Origin of the sequence: Streptomyces minutiscleroticus, from assembly GCF_014650875.1 — a bacterium.
Lineage (GTDB): Bacteria > Actinomycetota > Actinomycetes > Streptomycetales > Streptomycetaceae > Streptomyces > Streptomyces minutiscleroticus.
Genome location: NZ_BMVU01000031.1, coordinates 38,162 through 61,861 on the forward strand (window position 1 = coordinate 38,162; position 23,700 = coordinate 61,861).

Sequence of the window (23,700 nt, forward strand, 5' to 3'; positions counted from 1 at the left end):
CGTGCTCCGGGCGGGTGCCGCGGCGGGGGTCCCGGAGCCGTGTGTGTCGTGCCAGAAGATCAGCGTCATGGTAAGGCCGGCCGAAAACCGCCACCCGTCGGCGTGGCCCGCCCGGCCCCTTCGGGCGGGAGCCCGCCGCACGTCCCGCTCCGGGCGGGTGCCTAGGATTGAGCGGCAAGTCGTTGCATTAAGCATGCATCCCGTACGTCCAGGAGTAGCGCCGTGACCGCCGAAGCCCCGACCGCCCCCGCCCCGCCGTACGGGCGGCTGGTCCCCGTCACCGTCCACTTCGACGACCTGGACGCCCTCGGACTACTGCACAACGCCCGCTACCCCGTCCTCGTCGAGCGCGCCTGGGGCGCCCTGTGGCAGGAGAGCGGCTTCGGCTTCACCGGCGACTGGGAGGCCGCGGGCGACGCCTGCAACGCGGTCAAGGAGCTGCGGGTGACCTACGACGTGCCGGTCACGACCGCCGGCGAGTACGCGGTGCACCTGTGGCTGGAGCGGCTCGGCACCACCGGCCTGACCTACGGCTTCCGGTTCTGCTCGGCCGACGGGGCCGTGACGTACGCGCACGGCACCCGGGTGCTCGTCCGGCTGGACGCGGCGACACTGCGCCCCGCGCCGTGGAGCGAGCGGTTCAGGGCCTTGGGCCGGGAACTGCTGCGTCCGTAGGGCTGACCGCCGCCTTCCCCTTGCGGGGACCGGTCCGCAGCACCCCGGCGAACGCCACGAGCGCGCTCGCCAGCACCGTCACCAGCGTGAAGGACACCACCAGGCTCGTCGCCTGCGCCAGCGTGCCGATCGCGGACGGGGCGACCAGGCCCGAGGTGTAGGTGATGGTGGCGACGCCCGCGATGGCCTGCGAGGGGTTGGGGCCGCTGCGGCCCGCCGCGGCGAAGGCCAGCGGCACGACCACCGCGATGCCCAGGCCCAGCAGCGCGAAGCCGCACATCGCCACGACCGGGTTCCCGGCCGCCACGACGAGCACTCCGCCGAGCGTGGCCAGGACGCCGCTGACGCGCACGGTGCGCACCGCGCCGAAGCGGTCGATCACCGCGTCGCCCGCGATCCGGGCGAGCGCCATGGTGAGGGTGAAGCCCGTGGTGGAGGCCGCCGCCGCCCCGGCGGAGGTGTCCAGGACGTCGCGCAGGTACACCGCCGACCAGTCCAGGCTCGCGCCCTCGGCGAACACCGCGCAGAACCCGACCGCGCCGATCAGCAGCGCGGACTTCGGCGGCAGCGCGAACCGCGGCGGCGCCTCCTCGTCCTGGGCGGCCCGCAGGTCCAGCACCCACCGGCACGCCGCGAAGCCGGCGACGGTCAGGACGGCCGCCGCGAGCAGGTGGTGCAGGCGCGCGTCCGCACCCAGGTGCGCGGCGAGGGTGCCGGCCGCCGAGCCGGTCAGGGCGCCCACGCTCCACATGCCGTGCAGCCCGGACATGATCGACTTCTGCAGGCGGTTCTCGACCTCGACGCCCAGCGCGTTCATCGCCACGTCCGACATGCCGGCCGTCGCCCCGTACACGAACAGGGCCGCGCAGAGCGTGAGCAGGTTCGGCGCCAGCGACGGCAGCGTGAGCGCGAGCGTCCACAGGGCGAGCAGGCCGCGCAGCGCCGTGCGGGCGCCGAAGCGGTGGCTGATCCGGCCCGCCAGCGGCATCGCCAGGGAGGCGCCGAGGGCCGGGAACGCCAGCGCCAGGCCGAGCTGGCCCGCGCTGACCCCGGCGTGCTCCTGGATCCAGGGCACACGGGTGGCGAAGGAGCCGGTGACGGCGCCGTGCACCGCGAAGACCGTGGCCACGGCGTACCGGGCGCGGCGCACCTCGCTCCGGTCGTACGTCACTTCACTCATTCCCCGTCCCCTCCGGCGCGCTCGTCCTGATGTGCACAGTCCGGCGCGTAAACTATCAGGAACCCTGCCTGATAGATAGCCGCGATCCCGCCGTCCGGCCGCTTCGGGCACGCACCGATCTGGGAGGATCCCCGGCATGCCCGCATCACCCAGCACCGCCCGGGCCATCAACGACCGGCTCGCCCTGAGGCTGCTGCAGCAGGAAGGCCCGCTCACGGCGGGGCAGTTGAAGCAGCTCACCGGATTGTCCCGGCCCACCGTCGCCGACCTCGTGGACCGCCTCGCGGCCGCCGGACTGATCGAGGTGGTGGGCGAGGCCGGGGCCGAGCGGCGCGGGCCCAACGCCCGGCTGTACGGGATCGTCGCGGGCCGCGCGCACCTGGCCGCGCTCGACGTGCGCACCGAGAGCGTGTCCGTGGTCGTCGCCGACCTGCTCGGCCGGGTGCGCGCCGAGGCGTCCGCGCCCGTCGCGGAGGACGCCGGCACCGGACCCGCCGTGGAGCGGGCGGTCGCGCTCGTCGAGCGCGCGGCGAAGGAGGCCGGGGCCGTGCCGCTGCACACCGTCGGCGTCGGCGCGCCCGGCCTGATCGACCCGGCCACCGGCGAACTGCGCGACTCCACCGGCCTGCCCGCCTGGCACCGCCGCCTGGTCGCGGCCCTCCAGGAACGGCTCCCGGCCCGCGTCCTGGTCGAGAACGAGACCAACCTCGCCGCCCTCGCCGAGCACCGCGACGGCGCGGCCCGCGACCGCGACACCTTCGTCCTGGTCTGGCTCGGCCTTGGCATCGGCGCCGCCGTCATGCTCGACGGCGTCCTGCGCCGCGGCGCCTCCGGCGGCGCGGGCGAGCTGGGCTTCCTGCCGGTGCCGTGGACCGGCGGCCTGCCCTCGGCGACGGACTGCGGCGGCGGCTTCCACTCCCTCGCGGGCGCGGCGGCGGTCGAGGAGCTGGCGGTGCGGCACGGCCTGACGGCGCCCGCCGGCGCGGACGTCGAGCTGCGGGCCGCGGCCCTGGTGCGGGAGGCGGTGGCGGGGGCGGACGGCGCGGAGCGCGCGGACGCGGACGGCGGACCGGGGCCCGACGCCGGCGGCTTCCTCGACGCCCTGGCCGACCGGGTGGCGCTCGGGGCCGCCTCGGTCGCCGCCGTGCTGGACCCCGGGTGCGTCGTGCTGGCGGGGGAGACCGGCCGGGCGGGCGGCGCCGCGCTGGCCTCCCGGGTGCGGGAGCGGCTCGCCCGTATGTCGCCGCTGCCCACCGAGGTGCGGGCCGGCAGCCTGGGCGGCGGGGCGGTGCTGCGCGGCGCGCTCCTGACGGCGCGGGACGGCGCCCAGGACGACCTCTTCGCGCCCGCGGAGCGCTGAGCGGGGCCCCGCGGGCCGCCGTCCCCGGTCCGCCGGGGCCCTGCGGGCGGGGCGGACGCGCCGGCGCGGCGGTGCGACGGGGACCCGGCGGCGGGGCAAGGGCCTTCGTCACCGCCGCCGGGCCGTTCGCGGTGGGGCTGCGGCGCCCCGGTCGCGGAGGAAGCTGCGCAGACCATAAATGGACTAGACCACAGGGGTCAAGGGGACGGCGGCGTCAACGGCAGTGGCCCCGAGGGGAGTTGAGCAGCGACCGGGCGGCCGGGCAAGTGGGTGTACGGCACCTGTGAGCCACTCCACAGGCGCGGCCCGCTTCCGAGTCGATCGTGCGTGGCAGACTGGTGGGCGAGAGAAGCAGCGCACTCCGGGGTCGGTGAAATTCCGAACCGGCGGTTACAGTCCGCGACCCGGCCGCATCCAGTGGCCGGTTGACCAGGTGAAATTCCTGGACCGACGGTTAAAGTCCGGATGGGAGGCAGTGCGCGGCGGGCCAGGCATCGAAGCACCCGCCGTACCGGCTCGTCCGAGGGGACGAGTACGTACGGGGTCGTATCCGGTGTCGCGGCGCCCGTTCGAAGTGTCGCTCGTCGACAGCCCCGGAGTCCGTGCCCGAACGAGGCAGGAGGACCCGGGAAGTGTTCACCGGAATCGTCGAAGAGCTGGGTGAGGTCACCGCCGTCGAGAATCTCGGCGACGCCTCCCGTTTCCGGCTGCGCGGCCCCGTCGTCACCGAGGGCGCCCGGCACGGCGACTCCATCGCGGTCAACGGCGTCTGTCTCACCGTCGTCGAGCACGAGGGCGACGAGTTCACCGCCGACGTGATGGCCGAGACGCTGAACCGCTCCAGCCTCGGCGCGCTCGCCGTCGGCTCCCGCGTCAACCTCGAACGGCCCACGGCCGTCGGCGCCCGCCTCGGCGGCCACATCGTGCAGGGCCACGTGGACGGCACCGGCCGCATCGTCGAGCGCGTCCCCTCCGAGCACTGGGAGATCGTGCGGATCTCGCTGCCCCAGGACCTGTCCCGGTACGTGGTCGAGAAGGGCTCCGTCACGGTCGACGGCATCAGCCTCACCGTCGTCGAGGCGGCCGCGGACTCCTTCACCGTCAGCCTCATCCCCACCACGCTCGCCCTGACCACGCTCGGGAACAAGCAGAGCGGCGATCTTGTCAACCTCGAGGTCGACATCATCGCCAAGTACGTCGAGCGGCTGCTCGCGGGGCAGGAGGCAGGCAAGTGAACTGGCTCAATTCCGAGGCGTTCGTCCTTCTCGACCAGCACATCAAGTGGTCGGACATGATCGGCAACGTGATCGGCCTGATCGGTCTGGCCTTCGGCTGGCGGCGCTCCATCTGGAGCTGGCCCGTCCAGTTCCTCTCCGGCGTCGTCCTCTTCGCCGCCTTCGCCACCGCGCACCTGTCCGGCAGCGCCGGCAAGCAGATCGTCGTCATGGTCGTCGCCGGGTACGGCTGGTGGCAGTGGAACCGCGGCAGAGGCCAGGCGCAGGACGGCGGCATCGCCGTCCGCTTCGCCACCTGGCGCGAGCGCGCGTACCTCGTCGCCGGCGCCGTCGCCGGCACCCTCGCGGTCGGCGGCCTGTTCACCGCCTACCCGGCGCTGTCCTGGGACCCCTGGCCGGACGCGTACGTCTTCGTCGGCACGATCGTCGCCATGTACGCGCAGGCGCGCGGCATGGTCGAGTTCTGGTTCGCCTGGCTCCTGGTCGACCTGGTCGGCGTGCCCCTCAACTTCGCCAACGGCTTCGCCTTCTCCGGCTTCGTCTACGTCGTCTACGGCGCGCTCGTCCTGTGGGGCCTGCGCGACTGGTGGCTGCGCTCCCGCCGGAACACGCGGCCTCTCCTGAAAGGAGCCCCGGCATGACCGCGACACCCGTCTGGTACAGCACCGGTCATGAGGAGGACGCCTCCGACTTCGCGCTCGACCCGGTCGAGCGGGCGATCTCCGACATCGCGGCGGGCCGCCCCGTCGTGGTGGTCGACGACGAGGACCGGGAGAACGAGGGCGACCTCGTCCTCGCCGCCGAGAAGGCGACCCCCGAGATCGTCGCCTTCATGATGAGCGAGTGCCGCGGCCTGATCTGCGCCCCCATGGAGGGCGAGGAGCTGGACCGGCTGCGGCTGCCGCAGATGGTGCAGGACAACGAGGAGTCCATGAAGACGGCGTTCACCGTCTCCGTGGACGCGACCGCCGCGCACGGCGTGACCACCGGCATCTCCGCCGCCGACCGCGCCACCACCCTGCGGCTGCTCGCCGGGGGCGCCGCGGGGCCGATCGACTTCGTGCGCCCCGGCCACGTCTTCCCGCTGCGCGCCCGGTCCGGCGGCGTGCTCGCCCGCAACGGCCACACCGAGGCCGCCGTGGACCTGGCCCGCCTCGCGGGCCTGCGCCCGGCCGGCGCGATCGTCGAGATCGCGGGCGAGGACGGCCGGATGCTGCGGCTGCCCGAGCTGGTCCCGTTCGCCCGCAAGCACGGCCTGACGATCATCTCCATCGAGGACCTGATCGCCTACCGCAGGACCGCCGAGCCCACCGTCCGCCGCGAGGCGGAGGTCCACCTGCCCACCGCCTTCGGCGACTTCACCGCGTACGGCTACCGCTCCACGGTCGACGGCGTCGAGCACGTCGCCCTCGTCCACGGCGACCTCGGCGACGGCGAGGACGTCCTGGTCCGCGTCCACTCCGAGTGCCTGACCGGGGACGTCCTCCACTCGCTGCGCTGCGACTGCGGCCCCCAGCTGGAGACCTCCCTGCGCCGCATCCAGGCCGAGGGCCGCGGCGTCGTGGTCTACCTGCGCGGCCACGAGGGCCGGGGCATCGGCCTGATGTCCAAGCTGCGCGCCTACGAACTGCAGGAGCGCGGCCGCGACACGCTCGACGCCAACCTCGAACTGGGACTGCCCGCCGACGCCCGCGACTACGCGGCCGGCGCGCGGATCCTGGAGGACCTCGGCGTGCGCGGCGTACGGGTGATGACCAACAACCCCGACAAGACCGACGCGCTCGCCCGGCACGGCCTGAGGGTCGTCGGCCGCGAGCCGATGCCCGTCCAGGCGGGGGAGCACAACCTCCGGTACCTGCGCACCAAGCGCGACCGGATGGGGCACGACCTGCCGTGGCTGGACGCGTCGGCCGTGTCCGCCTGCGGCAACCAGTAGCGACGGGCGAGCACACCCGAAGAGGCCAGAGGCCCGAAAGGGCCCGGAGAGCAAGGACCGAGGAGACACGTGAGCGGCAAGGGCGCACCCGAACTGACCGTCCGCAACTGCGGCGACCTGCGCGTCGCGGTGATCGCGGCGCAGTGGCACGAGAAGGTGATGGACGGCCTCGTGGACGGCGCCCTGCGCGCCCTGGGCGAGCTGGGCATCGACGAGCCGACCCTGCTGCGGGTCCCCGGCAGCTTCGAGCTGCCGGTCGTCGCCAAGGTCCTCGCGGGCCGCGGCTACGACGCGATCGTCGCGCTCGGCGTGGTCGTCCGCGGCGGCACCCCGCACTTCGACTACGTCTGCCAGGGCGTCACCCAGGGCCTGACCCAGGTCTCCGTGGAGACCGGCGTCCCGGTCGGCTTCGGCGTGCTGACCTGCGACACCGAGGAGCAGGCCCTGGACCGCGCGGGCCTGGAGGGCTCCAGCGAGGACAAGGGGCACGAGGCGGTCACCGCGGCCGTGGCCACCGCGACCACGCTGCGTACCGTCGCCGAGCCCTGGCGCCAGGGCGGCCGCGCGGGCGCGTAGAGTAAGCACCACCATGTCCAAGAAGACGTTCGAGGAGCTCTTCGCCGAGCTCCAGCACAAGGCCGCCGACGGCGACCCCGCCACCTCCCGCACCGCCGAACTCGTGGGCAAGGGCGTCCACGCCATCGGCAAGAAGGTCGTCGAGGAGGCCGCCGAGGTCTGGATGGCCGCCGAGTACGAGGGCAAGGAGGCGGCCGCCGAGGAGATCTCGCAGCTGCTCTACCACGTCCAGGTGATGATGGTGGCGCGCGGCATCTCGCTCGACGACGTCTACGCCCACCTCTAGACCCGCATCCGCATCCCGCGCGGACGCGCGTCCCGCGCCCGCGACCACGACACGAAGGAAGCCGACCTCATGCTGCGCATCGCCGTCCCCAACAAGGGTTCCCTGTCAGGACCTGCGGCGGAGATGCTGCATGAGGCCGGCTACCAGCAGCGCCGGGAGTCCAAGGAACTCGTCATCGTCGACCCCGCCAACGAGGTCGAGTTCTTCTACCTGCGCCCCCGCGACATCGCCATCTACGTCTCGTCCGGGAAGCTGGACATCGGCATCACCGGCCGCGACCTGCTGATCGACTCCGGCGCGAGCGCCGAGGAGATCCTCCCGCTGGGCTTCGCCCGCTCCACCTTCCGCTTCGCCACGAAGCCGGGCACCGCCAACGGCGTCGAGGACCTCGGCGGCACGACGATCGCCACCTCCTACGAGGGCATCGTCGCCAAGCACCTCGCCGACAAGGGCGTCGACGCCTCCGTCGTGCACCTGGACGGCGCCGTCGAGACCGCCATCGAGCTGGGCGTCGCCCAGGTCATCGCGGACGTCGTGGAGACCGGCACCTCGCTGCGCAACGCGGGCCTGCAGGTCATCGGCGAGCCCATCATGCAGTCCGAGGCCGTGGTGATCCGCCGCACCGGCGCCGACGCCGACGAGCCGAAGGTCCAGCAGTTCCTGCGCCGCCTCCAGGGCGTCCTGGTCGCCCGGACCTACGTGATGATGGACTACGACTGCCGCGCCGAGCACCTGGAGCGCGCCGTCGCCCTCACCCCCGGCCTGGAGTCCCCGACGGTCTCCCCGCTGCACAACGAGGGCTGGGTCGCCGTCCGGGCCATGGTCCCCGCCAAGGACGCCCAGCGGATCATGGACGACCTGTACGCCCTCGGCGCGCGGGCCATCCTGACCACGGCCATCCACGCCTGCCGCCTCTGACCCGGATCCGGAGCACCGCCATGTCGGATCTGCCCGCCCTGCCCGTCACCTTCCGGCCGGGCCGCACCCGGGCCGTCCTGCTAACCTCCGGGGTCGCGGTCTTCGTGGCCGTCACGGCGGTCGCGATGATGCTGGAGAAGCTGGGACCGGGCGAGCGCCTCAGCTTCGTCCTCACCGGAGCGCTGCTGTTCGGGGTGCTCGCGCTGCTCTCCCGGCCGAAGGTCGTCGCCGACGAGGACGGCGTCACCGTCGTCAACATCGCCAGCCGCCGCCGGCTGGCCTGGCCGGAGATCGTCCGGGTGAACCTGCGCCAGGGCGACCCGTGGGTCTTCCTCGACCTCAGCGACGGCACCAGCCTGCCCGCGCTAGGCATCCAGCCCGGCATCGCCCGGCAGCAGGCCATCAGCGACGCCCGCGCCCTGCGCGCGCTGACCGAGGCCCGGTCCGCCACCGGGCCCGGTGAAGATCACAGGTGACTCCGAGGCGTTCTGTCTGACGTCCGCACCCGGAACCCGATTAATCTGGGGGCGGAGGCGTGTCACTGCGCCTCCGCCCCTGCGGTCCGCCCGGCACCCGGCGCCCAGGGGCTCCTGCTATTCGAGGAGTGACTCCCTCCGGCAATGGACGGATCGTCCTGCAGTACCTGCGCCGCCCCTGCCCGACATAGCGCGGAACCCCTCCGCGCCGGATCGGTGGCGGCGGCCTCATGACCACCCCCCTGCTGCTCCTCGGAGCGGCCCTCGTGCTGATCCTCGCCAACGGCTTCTTCGTGGCCGCCGAGTTCGGCCTCGTCACCGTCGAGCGCCCCGAGGCCGAGAAGGCCGCCGCCGACGGCGACCGCCGCGCCCGTACGGTCGTGGACGCCCTCAAGGAGCTGTCCTTCCAGCTCTCCGGCACCCAGCTCGGCATCACCATCACCTCCCTCGTCGTCGGCATGCTCGCCGAACCGGCGCTCGCCGAACTGCTCCACGGCCCCCTCACCGCCGCCGGCCTCCCCGGGGGCGTCGTGTCCGGCGTGGCCGTGGTCGTCGGCATGCTGCTGGCCTCCGCCGTGCAGATGGTGGTCGGCGAGCTCGTGCCCAAGAACTGGGCGGTGTCCCGGCCGCTCCAGGTCGCCCGGTTCGTCGCCGGCCCGCAGCACGCCTTCTCCCGGCTCTTCCGGCCGGTGATCGCCGCGCTCAACGCCGTCGCCAACCGGCTCGTACGGGCCCTGGGCGTCGAGCCCGCCGAGGAGCTGGCCTCCGCCCGCACCCCCGGCGAGCTGGTCTCCCTGGCCCGCCACTCGGCCGAGGCCGGCGCCCTGGAGCAGGACACCGCCGACCTCTTCGTACGGACCCTGTCGCTGGCCGACCTGACCGCCCAGCACGTCATGACGCCGCGCGTGAAGGTCAGCGCGCTGCAGTCCTCCGCCACCGCGGAGGACGTCGTCAACCTCACCCGCGCCACCGGCCTGTCCCGCTTCCCCGTCTACCGGGAGCGGATCGACGAGATCGTCGGCATGGTGCACCTCAAGGACGCCCTCGCGGTGCCCGCCCACGACCGGCTGCGCACCCCCGTCGGCCGCATCGCGCAGACCCCCCTGCTGGTCCCCGAGACGCTGCCCGTGCGCCCGCTGCTGGCGCGGCTGCGCAGCGAGCAGCCCATCGCCGTCGTCGTCGACGAGTACGGCGGCACGGCCGGCGTCGTCACCCTGGAGGACATCGTCGAGGAACTCGTCGGTGAGGTCCGCGACGAGCACGACGACGTGCTCGCGGAGGTCCCCGAGCTGGCCGCGGCGCCGCCCGAGGACGGCAGGCCCGCCTGGGACGCCGACGGCGGCTGCCGCGTCGACCTGCTGCGGCGCATCGGCCTCGACGCGCCCGAGGGGCCGTACGAGACCGTCGCCGGACTGGTCGCCGACCTGCTCGGCCGCATCCCGGTCCCCGGCGACCGGGCCGAGCTGCCCGGCTGGCGGCTCACCGTGCGCCAGGTCGGGCACTACCGCGCCGAGCGGGTCCGGCTCGTGCGCACCGCCGGCACCACCGACACCGCCCCCGCCCTGGAGGCCGCCCGATGAGCGTCCTGCAGCTGTTCCTCGCCGCGCTGCTCGTGCTCGCCAACGGCTTCTTCGTCGGCGCCGAGTTCGCGCTCGTCTCCGTGCGCCGCAGCCAGATCGAGCCCCTGGGCACCGCCCGGGCCCGGCAGGTGCTGTACGGCCTGGAGCGGCTGCCGCAGATGATGGCCGCCGCCCAGTTCGGCATCACGGTCTGCTCGCTGACCCTCGGCGCGGTCGCCGAGCCGACCGTGGCGCACCTGCTGGAACCGGTCTTCGAGGCGGTCCACCTGCCCGAGGGCATGATCCACCCGCTCGGCTACGTCATCGCCCTGGCGGTCGTGGTCTTCCTCCACCTCGTCATCGGCGAGATGGTCCCGAAGAACCTCGCCATGGCCGCGCCGGAGCGGACCGCGCTGTGGCTCAGCCCGGGCCTGGTGGCCTTCGCCCGGCTGTGCCGGCCGGTCACCGCGGCGCTCGGCGCCTGCGCCAGGTGGGTGCTGATGCTCTTCCGCGTCGAACCCAAGGACGAGGTGGAGGCCGTCTTCACCAGCGAGCAGCTCAACCGCCTGGTGGAGGACGCGGGTCAGGCCGGGCTCCTGGACCCCGAGGAGCAGGAGCGCCTGGAGGACGCCCTGGAGCTGGGCTCGCGCCCGGTCACGGACGTCCTCCTGGACCGCGCGTCCCTGGTGACCGTGGACCCCTCGGTCACCCCGGGCGGGGTCCTCGCCCTCACCGCGCGCACCGGGTACTCGCGCTTCCCGGTGGTCGCGGAGAACGGCGCCTTCATGGGCTATCTGCACGTGAAGGACGTCCTGGACCTGGAGGAGTCCGAGCGGGCCGTGCCGCAGCAGGTGTGGCGGCCCATGACGACCCTGCGGTCCGACCTCCCGCTGGACGACGCCCTGACCGTGATGCGCCGCGCCGCGACGCACCTCGCGCAGGTCGCCGACGCCTCGGGCCGGGTCCTCGGCCTGGTCGCGCTGGAGGACGTCCTCGAACTCCTGGTCGGTGAGGTCCACGACCCCGCGCACCGCGAGGAGCCGCAGGCCGCGCCCGCCCCGCCGCGCGCCGCCGAGCGGCGGCCGGGGACGCCCGAGGAGGCGCCCGAGGGGGCGCTGGCGGGCTGAGGCCCGCGGGCACCGCACGGAAAGGGGCCGCCCCCGGCGAACCGGCCGGTTCGCCGGGGGCGGCCCGCGTCGCGGGCCGGCCGTCACAGGGCCGGCGGATCCTGCGGCCCCCGCCCCGACAGCACCTCGCCGTACGCCTGCATCAGGTCGGGCAGGCGCAGGGTGGCCAGGTCGTCGCGGGAGGGGATGCCCGGGTAGCCGGAGAGCCGCAGGTCGCGGTAGGCGCAGCTCTTCTCGTACAGCGTGCGCAGGAACCGGCCGTTGCCCAGCTCGTCGATCCAGCCCTGGTCGACGACGTGCCCCGCGATGGAGCGCAGCTCGTCCAGGGCCTCCTCGTCCCACACGTCGCCGTTCTCGGCGGCCAGCACCTCGCCGATCGCGGTCAGCTCCAGCGGACGGTAGGAGGGGAAGTCGACGCGGGTGGTGAAGCGGGACGACAGGCCCGGGTTGGCGGCCAGCAGCCGGTCCATGCCCTCGGGGTAGCCGGCGAGGATCACCACGAGGTGGTCGCGGTTGTCCTCGGCGCGCTTCAGCAGCACCTGCAGGGCCTCGTCGCCGTACGCGTCGCCCTTGCCGTACCCGGAGTTCGACAGCGCGTAGGCCTCGTCGACGAAGAGGACGCCGCCGATCGCGGAGTCGATCAGCTCGTTGGCCTTCACGGCCGTCTGGCCCAGGTACTCGCCCACCAGGTCCGCGCGCTGGGCCTCCACCAGGTGGTCGCCGCCCAGCAGGCCGAGGGCGTAGAAGACCCGGCCGAGGATGCGGGCCACGGTGGTCTTGCCGGTGCCGGACGGGCCGGAGAAGACGAAGTGCCGCTTCGGGGGCTGCACCGGAAGGCCCTGCCCGGCCCGCAGCCGCGCCATGTTCAGCTGCGCCGACAACGCCTTCACCTGGCGTTTCACCGGATCCAGTCCAACCATGCGCTCCAGTTCGGCGAGCGCCTCCTCCAGCAGCGCGGGGTCGGTGGGGCCCGCGGTCGGCGGCCGCACCGGCACCACGGCCTTCTCGCGCACCGCGTCGGGGTCGGGGGACAGCGTGCCCGGCGGCTCGGGGTCGGACAGCTTCAGGTCGCGGCCCTCGGCGCCGAACAGCGGGTCGAGGCCGTCCGGGGCGTCCGCCGCGTCCTGCCCGAACCCCGGCAGCGTGACGGTGGCGAAGTCGGCGGGGTCGTCGTACCCGTCCCCCTCGGCGATCGCGGCGATGCGCGCCGAGGTGTCCATGAACGCGGGGTCGACCCGGTGCACCGCCCGGTACAGGGGCAGCGCCGCGGCGGACCGCCCGGTGCCCTCGTGGGCCCGCGCCAGCCAGTAGCGCAGCTCCTTGCGCTGCGGCTGCTCGCTGCGGCAGCGCATCAGGGACGCCGACAGCAGCGGCTCGGCCTGCCCGTACATCTCCAGGCGCACCCGGGCCATGCCGCCGAACAGGCCGGCCTCGATGCCCAGCACGGGGTCGTCGATCAGCGGGTCGGTGTGCCGGACCAGCTGCTCCCAGTCCTTGACCAGGTAGGCCCGGCAGGCGTGCAGGAACCGCACCTGCGGATCGGCGTCCACCGGCGGCAGCCCCGCCAGGGCCCGGTCCAGCTCCGGTACGTGGCGCCCGTCCAGCCAGTGCGAGGCGTGCGCGAGCAGCAGGTCGCGCGGGCTCTCCAGGACGGGCTGCACCCACCAGCCGAGCCAGTACCAGGAGTTCAGGGTGCGCCGGTGCCGCGCCCGCTGCTCGCCGAAGCGGTCCCGGTGCCGGAACATCCGCAGCAGTGCGGTCGTCGTGTCGATGCGCAGCGCGTGGAGCCCGAGCCAGCCGTCGGCCATGCCCGGATCCATGCGGACGGCGGAGCGGAACTCCTCCTCCGCCTGCGGATAGGCGCCCATCGTGTAGGCGTCCACGCCTCGCAGCCAGGCGAGGTCGGCCGGGGCCTCGGGGCCCCGCGTGCCGAAGTCCATCACGTCCCCCACAAACCGTGCCCCCGTCGAATGCCGGACGGGTCCGTACCCGTCGGCGGCTGAGCCGAACCGCTGTGCCGTAAACGGGACTTGCGTCCGGTGCGAAGAGCAGCCGTCCGAAGGTCGCACCGACAGGCATCGTACCTGCGGGGCTCCCGCCCGCCGAAGGGCGCACCGCGCCCGGTTCGCCGGGGTGGGAGCAGACGGGGCGCACACGGCGTGGTCACCGAGGGTGAGCGGACGGCGGCGCAAAGCGCCCGAACGGGGGAGGTCCGGGCAGAACGAAGCCCCCGGTCACGGGGGAACAACCGGGGGCTTCGCGATTTCGGGCGGCTCGGAAGGGCCGCACATTGAGAACGTAAGTCCTGTACGGCCCCTGGGTCAAGCCGAGTTGGAGCGTTCGCGGGACTCGTGTGACAAGCGTCTTCACAGGTTCAGCACACAGCAGATCACTCGTCACCATGGGTGACGGAGGGGGGCGGAGAAGGGGGCGCACAGGGCCCCGGGAGCACCTCGTATCCCTCCGTGCGCTCCCGCACCAGAAGGTCCGCGAAGGGGCGCGAGGGGTCGCCGGCGAAGTGGCGCCGCTCCGCGCGGACCCACCCGTCCCAGAAGGCACTCTGCTCGCTGCCGTCCCGCCGGCGGCCGCGCGCCCAGGCGGTCCCGGACGGCATCTCCATCCACAGCAGCCGGGCCAGCCGGGGCCGCAGCGCGCGGCGGCCCGCGCCGACGCCCTCGACGAGCACCACGGGCGCGGGCGGCAGCTCGCGGGCCGGCCCGAGGGCCCGCGCGTGCCAGTCGTACGGCCGGTAGCGTGCCGTCCGTCCGGCCCGCAGCGGCTCGACGACCTCCTCCGCCAGCCGTGCGGTCCAGGCGAACAGCTCGTCGTGGGTCGCGATGTCGTCGAGGTGCAGGACGGGCGCGCCGCCGAGGGCCCGCGCGAGGCGCGCGGCGAACGTGGACTTGCCCGAGCCCGCGTGCCCGTCGACCGCGACGAGGCGGACCGGGCCGCAGGAGGGCGGCACCCGGCGCAGCCCGGCGGCGAGGGCGCGCAGGTCGGTCTCCGGAGGGCGGGGCGGTGTGTTCATGGTGCGGAGACCGATCCTACGGGGCCCGGCGCCACCGCCTTCCTCGGTCGGCGTCACCGTCTCCGACCGTCTGCGCCGCCGCCTCCCGTGTCCGCCGCCGTCCCCGCAGGCGGCGTCACCGTCTTCCGTGACCGGTGTCACCGTCCCTCCCCGGTCTCTCCCGTCCCCGTCGTGCCCTTCCGCCCGTCCCGTGCCGGGCCCCGGTCCGTGCCACCGGTCTCGACCAATATTGGTGGTCGCCGCGGGCCCGGAAGTGCTGGCAGAACGGGTAGGCCGCGTTCATAGTTGGCGCACGACCGTGCGTCGGATTCGCCCGTTCCGGACACCTGGGGGTTCCCCTGCCATGACCAGATCCGAGCAGCCGTCCCGCAGAATCGTCCTGGCCGCCGCGGTCTCCGCCGCGGCGGCCGTCGGCGCCCCCGCGGCCGCCGCCGTCCCCTCCCCGCCGTCCCGCCCGGCGCGCGCGAAAGCGCCCTCCGCCACCGTGGACAACCACGCCTGGACCACGGAGGCCGACTGGCGCGGCGGCACCGCCGAGGGCACCCGGGTCGCCCCCGGCGCCCGCCCCGGCGTGACGATCGCCGCGCCGCCGGGCACCACCACCTACCGCGACCCGCACACCGGCACCACCGGGACGTGGGAGTACGCGCGCTGGACCTCGCCCGTCCACCGCCTCTCCGTGCCCGCCACCGAGGTCATCGCCTCCTGGAACGCGCACACCCCGGCCGGCACCTGGATCCAGGTCGAGGTGCGCGGCACCTACTCCGACGGCACCGCGACGCCCTGGTACGTGCTCGGCCGCTGGGCGGCCGGCGACCGGGACGTCAAGCGCACCTCGGTGGACGGCCAGAGCGACGGGAGGAGCACCGTCTGGACGGACACCCTCTCGGTCGACGACCCGGGCTCCGGTCTGCGGCTCGCCTCCTGCCGGCTGCGGCTCACCCTGTACCGGAAGCCGGGGGGCACGGCGTCCCCCACCGTGTGGCGCCTCGGCGTGATGGGCTCCGACGTCCCCGGCCGCTTCACCGTCCCCGCCTCCGCCCCGGCGGGCCCCGCCCGGGAACTGCCCGTGCCGCGCTACTCGCAGGAGATCCACGCCGGCCAGTACCCCGAGTACGACAACGGCGGCGAGGCCTGGTGCAGCCCCACCTCCTCACAGATGATCATCGAGTACTGGGGCCGCAGACCGACCGAGGAGCAGCTGGCCTGGGTCGACCCGTCCTACGCGGACCCGCAGGTGTGCCACGCCGCCCGGTCCACCTACGACCACCAGTACAACGGCTGCGGCAACTGGCCCTTCAACGCCGCGTACGCCGCGACCTACGACGGTCTGCAGGGCGTGGTGACCCGGCTCGGCTCGCTCACCGACCTGGAGACCCTGATCGCGGCGGGCATCCCCGTCATCACGTCCCAGTCGTTCCTCGCCTCCGAGCTGACCGGGGCGGGCTACGGCACCGCGGGCCACCTGATGACCGTCATCGGCTTCACCGCCGGCGGGGACGTCATCGCCAACGACCCCGCCTCGCCGGACAACGCCGCGGTGCGCCGGGTCTACAAGCGGCGCGAGTTCGAGAACATCTGGCTGCGCACCAAGCGCTACAACGCCTCCGGAGCCGTCGCCTCCGGCAGCGGCGGCGTCTGCTACCTGTACTTCCCGGCGCAGCCGACGGCGCGCCAGCGCAAGGCGCTGGCGGCGGTGGGCGTCCGCTGAGACCGGTCACCGGGGCACCGGCCCCGCGGGACGGCCGTTCCGCGGGAGCCGCCGGTCAGCCCCGCACCGGCGCGGTCCTCCAGTCGGGGTGGCCGGGCATCGGCGGCGTCCTCCCGCCGTACAGCCAGGGGCGCAGGAAGTCCGTGAGGTCCCGCCCGGCCACCCTCGACGCGAGCGCGACGTAGTCCCGGGTGCCCGCCGTCCGGCCCCGGTACTCGGTGACCCAGGCGCGCTCGACGCGGGCGAAGGCGTCCGCGCCGATCTCCTCGCGCAGCGCGTACAGCACGAGCGCGGAGCCGTCGTAGCGCATCGACCCGAAGAGCGCCGGCTCGGCCGGCTCGGCGGGCGCGCCCTGGGCCCGGCGCCACCGGTCGTGGTTCCCGTACGCCGTGCGCATCGCGGCCTCGAGTCCGCCGCCGCCGTGCTCCTCGGCGTACAGCCGGTCGTAGAAGCGGGCGTGCCCCTCGCTCAGCCACAGGTCCGACCAGGTCTCCAGGGCGACGCTGTCGCCCGTCCACTGGTGGGTCAGCTCGTGCACGAGGACGCGCTCGGCCGCGACCCGGTCGCCCAGCAGCACGGGCTTCGTCACCAGCGACAGCGTCTGCGTCTCCAGGGCCGCGCGGCGGTCGACGTCGCCGACGAGGACGCCGTAGCGCCGGAAGGGGTACGGGCCGAGCCGCCGCTCCAGCCACGTCAGGTGGGCGGACGTGAGCGCGCGGTACCGCTCCGTCGGCGCCGCGAGCGCGTCCGGCACGACGTCGCGCAGCGGCAGCCCGCCCGGGCCGGTGCGCTCGGCGAACGCGAACCGGCCGACCGCCAGCTGCACGAGCTGCGGCGCCACCGGCTGCTCGGAGTCGTACGTCCAGGTCACACGGCCGTCCGGGTGCTCCGTGCGCGCGGTGAGGCGGCCGTTCGCCGCGGCCCGCAGGCCCGGCGGCGTGGTGACGCGGAACGTGAGCGGCGCGCGCCTGCTCGGGTGGTCGTTCGAGGGGAAGACGAGCCGGGCGCCGTTCGGCTGGGGGTGGAGCACCGTGCCGTCGGGCGTCGGTATCCAGCCGTAGTCCTTGACCGCGTCCCCGCGGTGCCGTGTCTGCGTCGGGTCGGCGGTGTACGCGACCTCCACGGTGAACGGCCTGCCCCGGGCGAGCGGCCCGCGCGGGGTCACCACGAGCTCGTCGCCCTCGCGCACGGCGGTCGCGGCCGTCCCGTCCACGGTCACCGAGCGCAGGGTGTTGCCCGCGAAGTCCAGGTTGAAGCGGGACAGCGGCTGGGTCGCGGTGGCCCGCACGGTCGCGGTCGCCGGGAACGGGGTGCGCGGCGCCCGCCAGTCGAAGTCCAGTGTGTAGTGGGTCACCTCGTACCCGCCGTTGCCGTCGAGCGGGAAGAGGGGGTCGCCGAGCCCGGCGGCGCCCGGTGAGGCGGCGGCCCTGGCGGGCGCGGTGCCGGTGGGCGCGGTGCCGCCGGCGGGTGCCGCCTGGACGGCGGCCCCGGTCAGGGCGGTCGTCGCGACGACCGCCGCCGTCGCCGCCGTGCGCCGTGCCCCGCGGCGGCGGGTCCCCGCCGTACTCGTCCGGATCGTGCGCAGCGTACGCATCGCGAGCCCTTCGGTCGGACGGCTTCCGTCATGGAGTGAGACGTGGAGCACACGGCCGCCGTTCTGCGTGACCAAGCTCTCTACCGCGAAAGGCCGTTCGGGTGGCAAGGTGGTTCCCGACGGTGGGGGGAATCCACTGCACCATGTGCACCTCGTGCACCACGACGACGAGTGAGAAGCCATGACCGCGACCTCTGCCGCCGCAGCAATCGTCCGCGCCCGCACCGGCGGCCCCGACGACGACGGCCCGAACCTGCTGGAGCACGCGGCGGGCTGGACCCTCGTCGTGGTCCTGGCGATGCTCGTCACCCAGCTCGGCCTGATCTGACCGCTGCGGGCACGCGCCGTCCGGCGCGGCCAGGGCCCCGCCGTCCGGGAGCGGCGGCCGTCGAACCGGGTCGAACAGAGGGCGGACACGGGTCTGCCATACTGCCGACGACGACCACTCGGCTGCCGGAGGCCAGGCCCCGATTGAACATCAGTCAACAGCGCGGCGCCGACCGCCCGAGGGCGCGCGGCACCGAGCGCTCGCTGGCGCGTCGCGCTGAACTCATCGCCATCGGACGGACGTTGTTCGCCGACACGTCCTACGACGCGCTCTCGATGGACGACATCGCGAGACAGGCGCACGTCGCCAAGGGACTGATCTACTACTACTTCAAGTCCAAGCGCGGCTACTACCTGGCGATCATCGAGGACGCGGTCGCGGACCTGCTGTCCCGCGCGGCCGGCGGCCTCGACCTGCCGCCCGAGGAGCGGGTGCACCGCACGGTCGACGGCTACCTGCGCTACGCGGAGCACCATCAGGCCGCGTACCGGACGATCGTCAGCGGCGGCGTCGGCTTCGACGCCGAGGTGCAGGCCATCCGCGACGGGGTGCGCGAGGCCATGATCGAGGCCATAGCCGAGGGCGCGTGGGGGACCGCGCGCCCGGACGCAGCCGCGGACGGGTCCGCCGGCGGCGGGCGGTCCCGCCTCGCGCCGCTGCCGCGGGTGGCGCTCCTCGGCTGGCTGTGCAGCGTGGAGGGGATCACCCTCGACTGGATCGGCCGGCCGGGCCTGACCCGCGACGTGATGTGCGAGCTGCTGGTCAAGATGCTGGGCGGCGCCCTGCGCGCGATCGAGGAGCTGGACCCCGCCTTCCCGGCGCCGCCGGCCGCACGGCGCGGCGCATAGCCGGACCCGGACGGTCGCGGGCGGAGAGACGGGCCTGGACGTCGCGGGCGCATGACCGGCCCCGGCCCCGGACCCGTCGCGGGAGGGGAGCCGGACAGCCGCGGGCGGAGAGCCGGGCCGCCGGACCGTGACGAGGGGCGGGGACCGCCGTCCGTCCCCGCCCCTCGCCGTTCGCGCGTACGCCCGTCCGTCGGCTAGTCGATCGCCTTGATCAGCTCGCCGTCCGCGGTGTCACCGCTCAGCTCCCAGAAGAACGTGCCGCCCAGGCCCTGCTCGTCCTTGTAGTCCATCTTCCCGGCGATGGTCGACGGGGTGTCGTAGCTCCACCAGTCCGCGCCGCAGTGCGCGTAGGCGGTGCCGCCGACGGTGCCCGTCGCCGGGCACTTCTCCTTGAGCACCTTGTAGTCGTCGATGCCCGGCTCGTAGGTGCCGGCCGCGGGACCGGTGGCCGTGCCGCCGGGCGCGTCCTGCGTCACGCCGGTCCAGCCGCGTCCGTAGAAGCCGATCCCGAGCAGCAGCTTCTCGGCGGGGACGCCCGTGCCCTTGAGCCTCGCGATCGTCGCCGAGGTGTCGTAGCCGGCCTTCGGGACGCCGTCGTAGGAGGTCAGCGGCGAGTGCGGGGCGGTGGGACCGGCCGCGTCCCAGGCGCCGAAGAAGTCGTACGTCATCGGGTTGTACCAGTCGACGTACTGCGCGGCCCCCGTGTAGTCGGCCGCGTCGAGCTTGCCGCCGTCGGTGGCGTCCGCGGGGATGGCCGAGGTGACCAGCGCGTCGCCGCCGAACTCCGCGCGCAGCGCCGCCAGCAGCTCGCGGTAGGCGTCCCGGCCGCTGGTGTCGCAGGTCAGCCCGCAGGCGTTGGGGTACTCCCAGTCGATGTCGATGCCGTCGAAGACGCCGGCCCACTTCGAGTTCTCGACCAGGTCGTGGCAGGACCGGGCGAAGCCGGCGGGGTCCTTCGCGGCCTCGGCGAAGCCGCCCGACCAGGTCCAGCCGCCGAAGGACCACAGGACCTTCAGGTCCGGGTGGCGCTCCTTCAGCTTCAGCAGCTGGTTGAAGGTGCCGCGCAGCGGCGCGTCCCAGGCGTCGGCGGCGCCGTCCACGGACTCCTCCGCCGTGTACGCGCGCTCGGTCGCCGCGTAGGAGTCGCCCATCGCGCACTTGCCGCCGGTGACGTTGCCGAAGGAGTAGTTGATGTGCGTGAGCCGGTCCGCGGAGCCCGAGGTCTCGATGTTCTTGACGTAGTACTCGCGGTCGTAGGTGCCCCACTCGGTGAAGTAGCCGACCACCTTGGAGCCGGCGGCGGCCCGCCCGGCGGGGGCGGACCGCGCGGTCGTCGTGGGGGACTCCGCGGCGGCGGTGCCGGCGAGCAGTCCCGCGCCGAGGACGGCGCAGCACGCGGCCGACAGGAGCGCCCGCACACGGGTGCGGGGGAGGTGCGGTCGGAGCATCGGGTGTCTCCTCGTGGGGGGGAGAGGGGAGCGTGGGGGAGCGCCGGGACGCGCGGGACACCTCTTGGCGTGAACGCGTCGAGACGATGGAGGCACCTTAAAAGGACTAGACCATTAGGTCAATGGTTCGAGCCGCTCCCGATGTGGTGAAATGAACGCTCGTTAACCGGTGACGCGCCGCTCCGAATCGGGCATACTCACAGCGCCACAGCCGCTGATCTGCGACTTCCGTGACCCGGGAGAAGATCGTCGGCCCGGATGGCAGGACCCGGCGTCGCGTCCCCAACCTCGGTCGCGGCTGCCGCAGTGCCCGTAAAGGGAGAGGAGCGTCGCCATGCCCGACCACGCCCCGCAGCCGGTGGACCGTCAACTGCCCACGGACGAGGGCCGGGATCTGATCTCGCTCGTCCGCGACATCGCGCAGCGCGAGATCGCGCCGCGGGCGGCCGAGGAGGAGGACGCGGGCCGCTTCCCGCGCGAGGTCTTCACCCTGCTCTCCGAGACCGGACTGCTCGGTCTGCCCTACGACTCCGAGTACGGCGGCGGCGACCAGCCCTACGAGGTCTACCTCCAGGTCCTGGAGGAGCTCGCGGCGGCGCGCCTCACCGTCGGCCTCGGCGTGAGCGTCCACACCCTGGCCTGCCACGCCCTCGCGGACTTCGGGACCAAGGAGCAGAAGGTCGAGCACCTGCCCGCCATGCTCGGCGGCGGCCTCCTCGGGGCCTACTGCCTCTCCGAGCCCGCCTCCGGTTCCGACGCCGCGTCCCTGCGCACCAAGGCCGTGCGCGAGGACGACGGGAGCTGGTCGCTCACGGGCACCAAGGCCTGGATCACGCACGGGGGAGTGGCGGACTTCTGCACCGTGCTCGCGCGCAGCGGCGGCGAGGGGCCGCGCGGCATCACGGCGTTCCTGGTACCGGGCGACGCCGAGGGGCTGAGCGCCGCTGCGCCCGAGAAGAAGATGGGGATGAAGGGCTCGCCCACCGCACAAGTGCACTTCGACGGGGTGCGCGTGCCGGACGGCCGACGCCTCGGCGAGGAGGGGCAGGGCTTCGCGATCGCGCTGTCCGCGCTCGACTCCGGGCGGCTCGGCATCGCCGCCTGCGCCATCGGCCTGGCCCAGGCGGCGCTCGACGAGGCCGTCGCCTACGCCACCGGGCGCTCCCAGTTCGGCCGGCCGATCTCCGACTTCCAGGGCCTGCGCTTCATGCTGGCGGACATGGCGACGCAGATCGAGGCGGGCCGGGCGCTGTACCTCGCCGCCGCCCGGCTGCGCGACGCGGGACGGCGGTTCTCCCGGCAGGCCGCCATGGCCAAACTGCTGTGCACCGACACCGCGATGAAGGTCACCACCGACGCCGTCCAGGTGCTCGGCGGCTACGGCTACACGGCGGACTTCCCGGTCGAGCGGTACATGCGCGAGGCCAAGGTGCTGCAGATCGTCGAGGGCACCAACCAGATCCAGCGCATGGTCATCGCGCGTCACCTCGTGGGTCCCGAGTCGCGCTGACCCGGCCGGGGCCGTACAGCGCCGAGGGCGCCGCGAGCCGGGCCCACTCCGGGTCGTGCCGCCCGGGCAGGGTCCGGCCCCGGTCCGCCCAACTGCGCAGCAGGTCGCGGTAGATGGGCGGGTCCTGGATCTGCTGCGGACGGGAGGCCGGTTCTCCGGGCGGCGGCACCAGGCTCCGCCGCCGCCGTCCCGTACCCGCGGGATAGGTGGAGGTCATGCCCGGCCAAACGGCCGCCCGGGCGCACAGGTCACCGGGGCGCCCAATCGGCCGTGCGTTCACGACGGGCTCCGTACGGGGAATCCGGCCGGGTGACCCGTACGGCCGAGTCCCGGACGCCGTCAACGCGCCACCGCGGCGGCACCCGGACGGACGGAAGGAGCCGCGGGTGCGCGAGGCGCGCCGCGCGAGGCGGCGTGGGACGGAAGCCGACGGGGCGGGGCCGACGCGCCGTCGCGCGGTACCGGACGTCCGGCCGGGCGGTGTCGCGGGATCCGCGCCCCGGAGAGCCGGGCGGAACCGGTGGGACGGGAGGGGGCGCCACGGGCGCCGGGACGCCGTGGTGCGCAGGGAACCCGGCAGGTCCTGAGGGGCGGTGGCGCCCGTCTCAGGCGGCCTGGCGGCGCACGGCCGGCATCCGCCGCAGGGGGCGCGAGCCGGGACCGCCGACGTGGGAGAAGGGCTGCGTCCGCCAGTCGAGCCCCTGAGGGAGCGTCAGCAGCAGGGCGGTGTCCTGCTCCTGGACCTGGAGCGACTCGTCGGCGGGGCGGGCCTCCCCCGCCGTACGGCCCGTGCCGGCGCAGACCGTGAGCCCGAACGGGTTCCACGGCGAGGCGCACAGCGCGTGCTCGGGAAGCACCTCCTCGTCCGCCAGGAGCGCGATGGGCTGCGCGCAGTCCGGGCAGATCACGCGGTACATCTCGAAGGTGTCGTACGGGTCCGGCTCGTCGTCGGCGCCGTCGACGTCCGGTTCGACGTACTCCGGCACGGACGTGAGGACCGGCTGCTGGCGCTTGGGCGTGCGGCCGGAGCGCTTGGAATTCTGCATTGGGATTCTCCCCCTCGGGTGGGCCGACAAGGCACTGCGGCCTCGACCACACCAAGCACTTCCCTCCCGGTCTCGGCACTAATCACGGGAACATCACGGAACCCGGCGGCGTACTGTGGCGTTCGTCACAGGTTCCGGACGGGTGCCCGGCGCGGCCGGTTTGTCCCCCGGGCGCCCCGCACTCTTCAGCCGGTCGCCGTACGAACCAGGCATGACCTGCGCCGCAGAGTATCCGCGGGGATCAAGCGCACTGTAGGTTCTGCGCCATGGAGGAGCTGGACCGACAGATCGTGCAGCTGCTCGTCGCGGACGGGCGGATGAGCTACACCGACCTGGGCAAGGCCACGGGCCTGTCCACCTCGGCCGTGCACCAGCGGGTGCGCCGCCTCGAACAGCGCGGCGTCATCCGCGGATACGCCGCCGTGGTGGACCCGGAGGCCGTCGGGCTGCCGCTGACCGCCTTCATCTCGGTCAAACCCTTCGACCCCAGCGCCCCGGACGACATCGCCGAACGGCTGGCCGGCGTACCGGAGATCGAGGCCTGCCACAGCGTCGCCGGCGACGAGAACTACATCCTCAAGGTCCGCGTCGCCACCCCGCACGAGCTGGAGGAGCTCCTCGCGCGCCTGCGCTCCCTCGCGGGCGTCTCGACCCGCACGACCGTCGTGCTCTCCACGCCGTACGAGGCCCGGCCGCCCCGGATCTGACCCCGGCGGACGGGCGGGTGGTCCGGACGGTCCCGGACGCGCCGGGCGGGCGGTTCCGGACACGCCCAGCGAGCCGCGGTGCCGTGCCGGTCCGGCCCCGGGAGCGCGTCCCGCCCGGTCCCGGGGACACGGATGCCCGGGCCGGCCGCGCG

Annotated in this window: 22 protein-coding genes and 1 riboswitch; of the genes, 16 read left to right on the forward strand and 6 right to left on the reverse strand. The window is 74.2% G+C overall.

The features are described 5' to 3' along the window. The first annotated feature begins 222 nt into the window (after nt 1-222). The gene (locus tag IE271_RS25985) at nt 223-675 is read left to right on the forward strand and encodes an acyl-CoA thioesterase (protein WP_190192858.1); all 453 of its coding nucleotides are present in this window, start codon (nt 223-225) and stop codon (nt 673-675) included. On the opposite strand, the gene IE271_RS25990 is transcribed toward IE271_RS25985, so the two are convergent. Beyond that, nucleotides 641-1,855: an MFS transporter gene (locus IE271_RS25990; RefSeq protein ID WP_190192859.1), complete on the reverse strand. Its 1,215-nt coding sequence runs from the start codon at nt 1,853-1,855 to the stop codon at nt 641-643. The two genes, IE271_RS25985 and IE271_RS25990, sit on opposite strands and share 35 nt — an antisense overlap. 136 nt (nt 1,856-1,991) lie before the next feature. On the opposite strand from IE271_RS25990, the gene IE271_RS25995 reads away from it, so the two are divergent. The 10 genes from IE271_RS25995 to IE271_RS26040 all read left to right on the forward strand — a co-directional run bounded on the left by IE271_RS25995 (nt 1,992) and on the right by IE271_RS26040 (nt 11,328). Continuing rightward, nucleotides 1,992-3,215, forward strand: coding sequence for an ROK family transcriptional regulator (locus IE271_RS25995; protein ID WP_190192860.1), 1,224 nt, complete (start codon nt 1,992-1,994; stop codon nt 3,213-3,215). 352 nt (nt 3,216-3,567) lie between these two features. Continuing rightward, a riboswitch (FMN riboswitch) is annotated at nt 3,568-3,698 on the forward strand. A 149-nt stretch (nt 3,699-3,847) separates the two neighbouring features. Further along, a complete protein-coding gene (locus tag IE271_RS26000; protein ID WP_190192861.1) occupies nt 3,848-4,450 on the forward strand; it encodes a riboflavin synthase in 603 nt (200 codons plus the stop codon). Continuing rightward, nucleotides 4,447-5,091 (forward strand): nicotinamide mononucleotide transporter family protein, encoded by a 645-nt coding sequence (locus IE271_RS26005; RefSeq protein ID WP_190192862.1) that lies wholly within the window; start codon nt 4,447-4,449, stop codon nt 5,089-5,091. The genes IE271_RS26000 and IE271_RS26005 overlap by 4 nt, the downstream gene beginning before the upstream one ends. Then, nucleotides 5,088-6,386 (forward strand): bifunctional 3,4-dihydroxy-2-butanone-4-phosphate synthase/GTP cyclohydrolase II, encoded by a 1,299-nt coding sequence (locus tag IE271_RS26010; protein WP_190192863.1) that lies wholly within the window; start codon nt 5,088-5,090, stop codon nt 6,384-6,386. The genes IE271_RS26005 and IE271_RS26010 overlap by 4 nt, the downstream gene beginning before the upstream one ends. A 69-nt stretch (nt 6,387-6,455) precedes the next feature. Next, complete coding sequence (ribH, locus tag IE271_RS26015) at nt 6,456-6,962, forward strand: 6,7-dimethyl-8-ribityllumazine synthase (RefSeq protein ID WP_190192864.1); 507 nt, start codon at nt 6,456-6,458, stop codon at nt 6,960-6,962. Nucleotides 6,963-6,975: 13 nt separating this feature from the next. Then, the gene (locus IE271_RS26020) at nt 6,976-7,248 is read left to right on the forward strand and encodes a phosphoribosyl-ATP diphosphatase (protein ID WP_190192865.1); all 273 of its coding nucleotides are present in this window, start codon (nt 6,976-6,978) and stop codon (nt 7,246-7,248) included. A 69-nt stretch (nt 7,249-7,317) separates the two neighbouring features. Continuing rightward, entirely contained in the window at nt 7,318-8,166 is an 849-nt protein-coding gene (gene hisG, locus IE271_RS26025) for an ATP phosphoribosyltransferase (RefSeq protein WP_190192866.1), read from the forward strand. A gap of 20 nt (nt 8,167-8,186) precedes the next feature. Beyond that, nucleotides 8,187-8,642: a PH domain-containing protein gene (locus tag IE271_RS26030; RefSeq protein ID WP_190192867.1), complete on the forward strand. Its 456-nt coding sequence runs from the start codon at nt 8,187-8,189 to the stop codon at nt 8,640-8,642. 230 nt (nt 8,643-8,872) lie between these two features. After that, the gene (locus IE271_RS26035; protein ID WP_190192868.1) at nt 8,873-10,222 is read left to right on the forward strand and encodes a hemolysin family protein; all 1,350 of its coding nucleotides are present in this window, start codon (nt 8,873-8,875) and stop codon (nt 10,220-10,222) included. Continuing rightward, nucleotides 10,219-11,328: a hemolysin family protein gene (locus IE271_RS26040; RefSeq protein WP_229919567.1), complete on the forward strand. Its 1,110-nt coding sequence runs from the start codon at nt 10,219-10,221 to the stop codon at nt 11,326-11,328. The genes IE271_RS26035 and IE271_RS26040 overlap by 4 nt, the downstream gene beginning before the upstream one ends. Before the next feature lie 83 nt (nt 11,329-11,411). Here IE271_RS26040 and IE271_RS26045 read toward each other — a convergent pair whose 3' ends face one another. Both IE271_RS26045 and IE271_RS26050 read right to left on the reverse strand, forming a co-directional pair. Further along, a complete protein-coding gene (locus IE271_RS26045; protein WP_190192869.1) occupies nt 11,412-13,268 on the reverse strand; it encodes an AAA family ATPase in 1,857 nt (618 codons plus the stop codon). A gap of 449 nt (nt 13,269-13,717) precedes the next feature. After that, complete coding sequence (locus IE271_RS26050) at nt 13,718-14,356, reverse strand: uridine kinase family protein (RefSeq protein ID WP_190192870.1); 639 nt, start codon at nt 14,354-14,356, stop codon at nt 13,718-13,720. Between the two features lie 343 nt (nt 14,357-14,699). Between IE271_RS26050 and IE271_RS26055 the strand changes: the two genes are divergently transcribed. Continuing rightward, nucleotides 14,700-16,067 carry a C39 family peptidase gene (locus IE271_RS26055; protein ID WP_190192871.1) on the forward strand — a complete coding sequence of 456 codons (1,368 nt, stop codon included), beginning with the start codon at nt 14,700-14,702 and terminating at the stop codon, nt 16,065-16,067. A 55-nt stretch (nt 16,068-16,122) separates the two neighbouring features. Here the strand turns inward: IE271_RS26055 and IE271_RS26060 are convergent, their stop codons facing one another. Further along, nucleotides 16,123-17,661, reverse strand: a complete 1,539-nt coding sequence (locus IE271_RS26060; protein ID WP_190192872.1) for a M1 family metallopeptidase — start codon at nt 17,659-17,661, stop codon at nt 16,123-16,125. A gap of 181 nt (nt 17,662-17,842) precedes the next feature. Between IE271_RS26060 and IE271_RS26065 the strand changes: the two genes are divergently transcribed. Together IE271_RS26065 and IE271_RS26070 are read left to right on the forward strand one after the other, a co-directional pair. Next, complete coding sequence (locus IE271_RS26065; RefSeq protein ID WP_190192873.1) at nt 17,843-17,989, forward strand: SCO1431 family membrane protein; 147 nt, start codon at nt 17,843-17,845, stop codon at nt 17,987-17,989. Between the two features lie 143 nt (nt 17,990-18,132). After that, a complete protein-coding gene (locus IE271_RS26070) occupies nt 18,133-18,837 on the forward strand; it encodes a TetR/AcrR family transcriptional regulator (protein WP_190192874.1) in 705 nt (234 codons plus the stop codon). A gap of 194 nt (nt 18,838-19,031) precedes the next feature. On the opposite strand, the gene IE271_RS26075 is transcribed toward IE271_RS26070, so the two are convergent. Continuing rightward, on the reverse strand, nt 19,032-20,285 hold the full coding sequence (locus tag IE271_RS26075) for a glycoside hydrolase family 18 protein (protein WP_190192875.1): 1,254 nt from the start codon (nt 20,283-20,285) through the stop codon (nt 19,032-19,034). 334 nt (nt 20,286-20,619) lie between these two features. Here IE271_RS26075 and IE271_RS26080 point away from each other — a divergent pair, with 334 nt between their 5' ends. After that, a complete protein-coding gene (locus IE271_RS26080; RefSeq protein WP_190192876.1) occupies nt 20,620-21,795 on the forward strand; it encodes an acyl-CoA dehydrogenase family protein in 1,176 nt (391 codons plus the stop codon). 605 nt (nt 21,796-22,400) lie between these two features. Here IE271_RS26080 and IE271_RS26085 read toward each other — a convergent pair. Then, nucleotides 22,401-22,841 (reverse strand): hypothetical protein, encoded by a 441-nt coding sequence (locus IE271_RS26085; RefSeq protein ID WP_190192877.1) that lies wholly within the window; start codon nt 22,839-22,841, stop codon nt 22,401-22,403. 266 nt (nt 22,842-23,107) lie between these two features. Between IE271_RS26085 and IE271_RS26090 the strand changes: the two genes are divergently transcribed. Continuing rightward, nucleotides 23,108-23,548: an Lrp/AsnC family transcriptional regulator gene (locus tag IE271_RS26090; protein ID WP_005485572.1), complete on the forward strand. Its 441-nt coding sequence runs from the start codon at nt 23,108-23,110 to the stop codon at nt 23,546-23,548. The last annotated feature ends 152 nt before the right edge of the window (nt 23,549-23,700 follow it).

Excerpts from the sequence above, each read along its gene's own strand:
- IE271_RS26075 (WP_190192875.1), bottom strand. The coding sequence starts at position 20,285 with ATGCTCCGACCGCACCTCCCCCGCACCCGTGTGCGGGCGCTCCTGTCG.
- IE271_RS26080 (WP_190192876.1), top strand. The coding sequence starts at position 20,620 with ATGCCCGACCACGCCCCGCAGCCGGTGGACCGTCAACTGCCCACGGAC.
- IE271_RS26065 (WP_190192873.1), top strand. The coding sequence starts at position 17,843 with ATGACCGCGACCTCTGCCGCCGCAGCAATCGTCCGCGCCCGCACCGGC.
- IE271_RS26050 (WP_190192870.1), bottom strand. The coding sequence starts at position 14,356 with ATGAACACACCGCCCCGCCCTCCGGAGACCGACCTGCGCGCCCTCGCC.
- IE271_RS26035 (WP_190192868.1), top strand. The coding sequence starts at position 8,873 with ATGACCACCCCCCTGCTGCTCCTCGGAGCGGCCCTCGTGCTGATCCTC.
- IE271_RS26085 (WP_190192877.1), bottom strand. The coding sequence starts at position 22,841 with ATGCAGAATTCCAAGCGCTCCGGCCGCACGCCCAAGCGCCAGCAGCCG.
- IE271_RS26040 (WP_229919567.1), top strand. The coding sequence starts at position 10,219 with ATGAGCGTCCTGCAGCTGTTCCTCGCCGCGCTGCTCGTGCTCGCCAAC.
- IE271_RS26045 (WP_190192869.1), bottom strand. The coding sequence starts at position 13,268 with ATGGACTTCGGCACGCGGGGCCCCGAGGCCCCGGCCGACCTCGCCTGG.
- IE271_RS26055 (WP_190192871.1), top strand. The coding sequence starts at position 14,700 with ATGACCAGATCCGAGCAGCCGTCCCGCAGAATCGTCCTGGCCGCCGCG.
- hisG (WP_190192866.1), top strand. The coding sequence starts at position 7,318 with ATGCTGCGCATCGCCGTCCCCAACAAGGGTTCCCTGTCAGGACCTGCG.
- IE271_RS26090 (WP_005485572.1), top strand. The coding sequence starts at position 23,108 with ATGGAGGAGCTGGACCGACAGATCGTGCAGCTGCTCGTCGCGGACGGG.
- IE271_RS26010 (WP_190192863.1), top strand. The coding sequence starts at position 5,088 with ATGACCGCGACACCCGTCTGGTACAGCACCGGTCATGAGGAGGACGCC.
- IE271_RS25995 (WP_190192860.1), top strand. The coding sequence starts at position 1,992 with ATGCCCGCATCACCCAGCACCGCCCGGGCCATCAACGACCGGCTCGCC.
- IE271_RS26030 (WP_190192867.1), top strand. The coding sequence starts at position 8,187 with ATGTCGGATCTGCCCGCCCTGCCCGTCACCTTCCGGCCGGGCCGCACC.
- IE271_RS26060 (WP_190192872.1), bottom strand. The coding sequence starts at position 17,661 with ATGCGTACGCTGCGCACGATCCGGACGAGTACGGCGGGGACCCGCCGC.
- IE271_RS26020 (WP_190192865.1), top strand. The coding sequence starts at position 6,976 with ATGTCCAAGAAGACGTTCGAGGAGCTCTTCGCCGAGCTCCAGCACAAG.
- IE271_RS25990 (WP_190192859.1), bottom strand. The coding sequence starts at position 1,855 with ATGAGTGAAGTGACGTACGACCGGAGCGAGGTGCGCCGCGCCCGGTAC.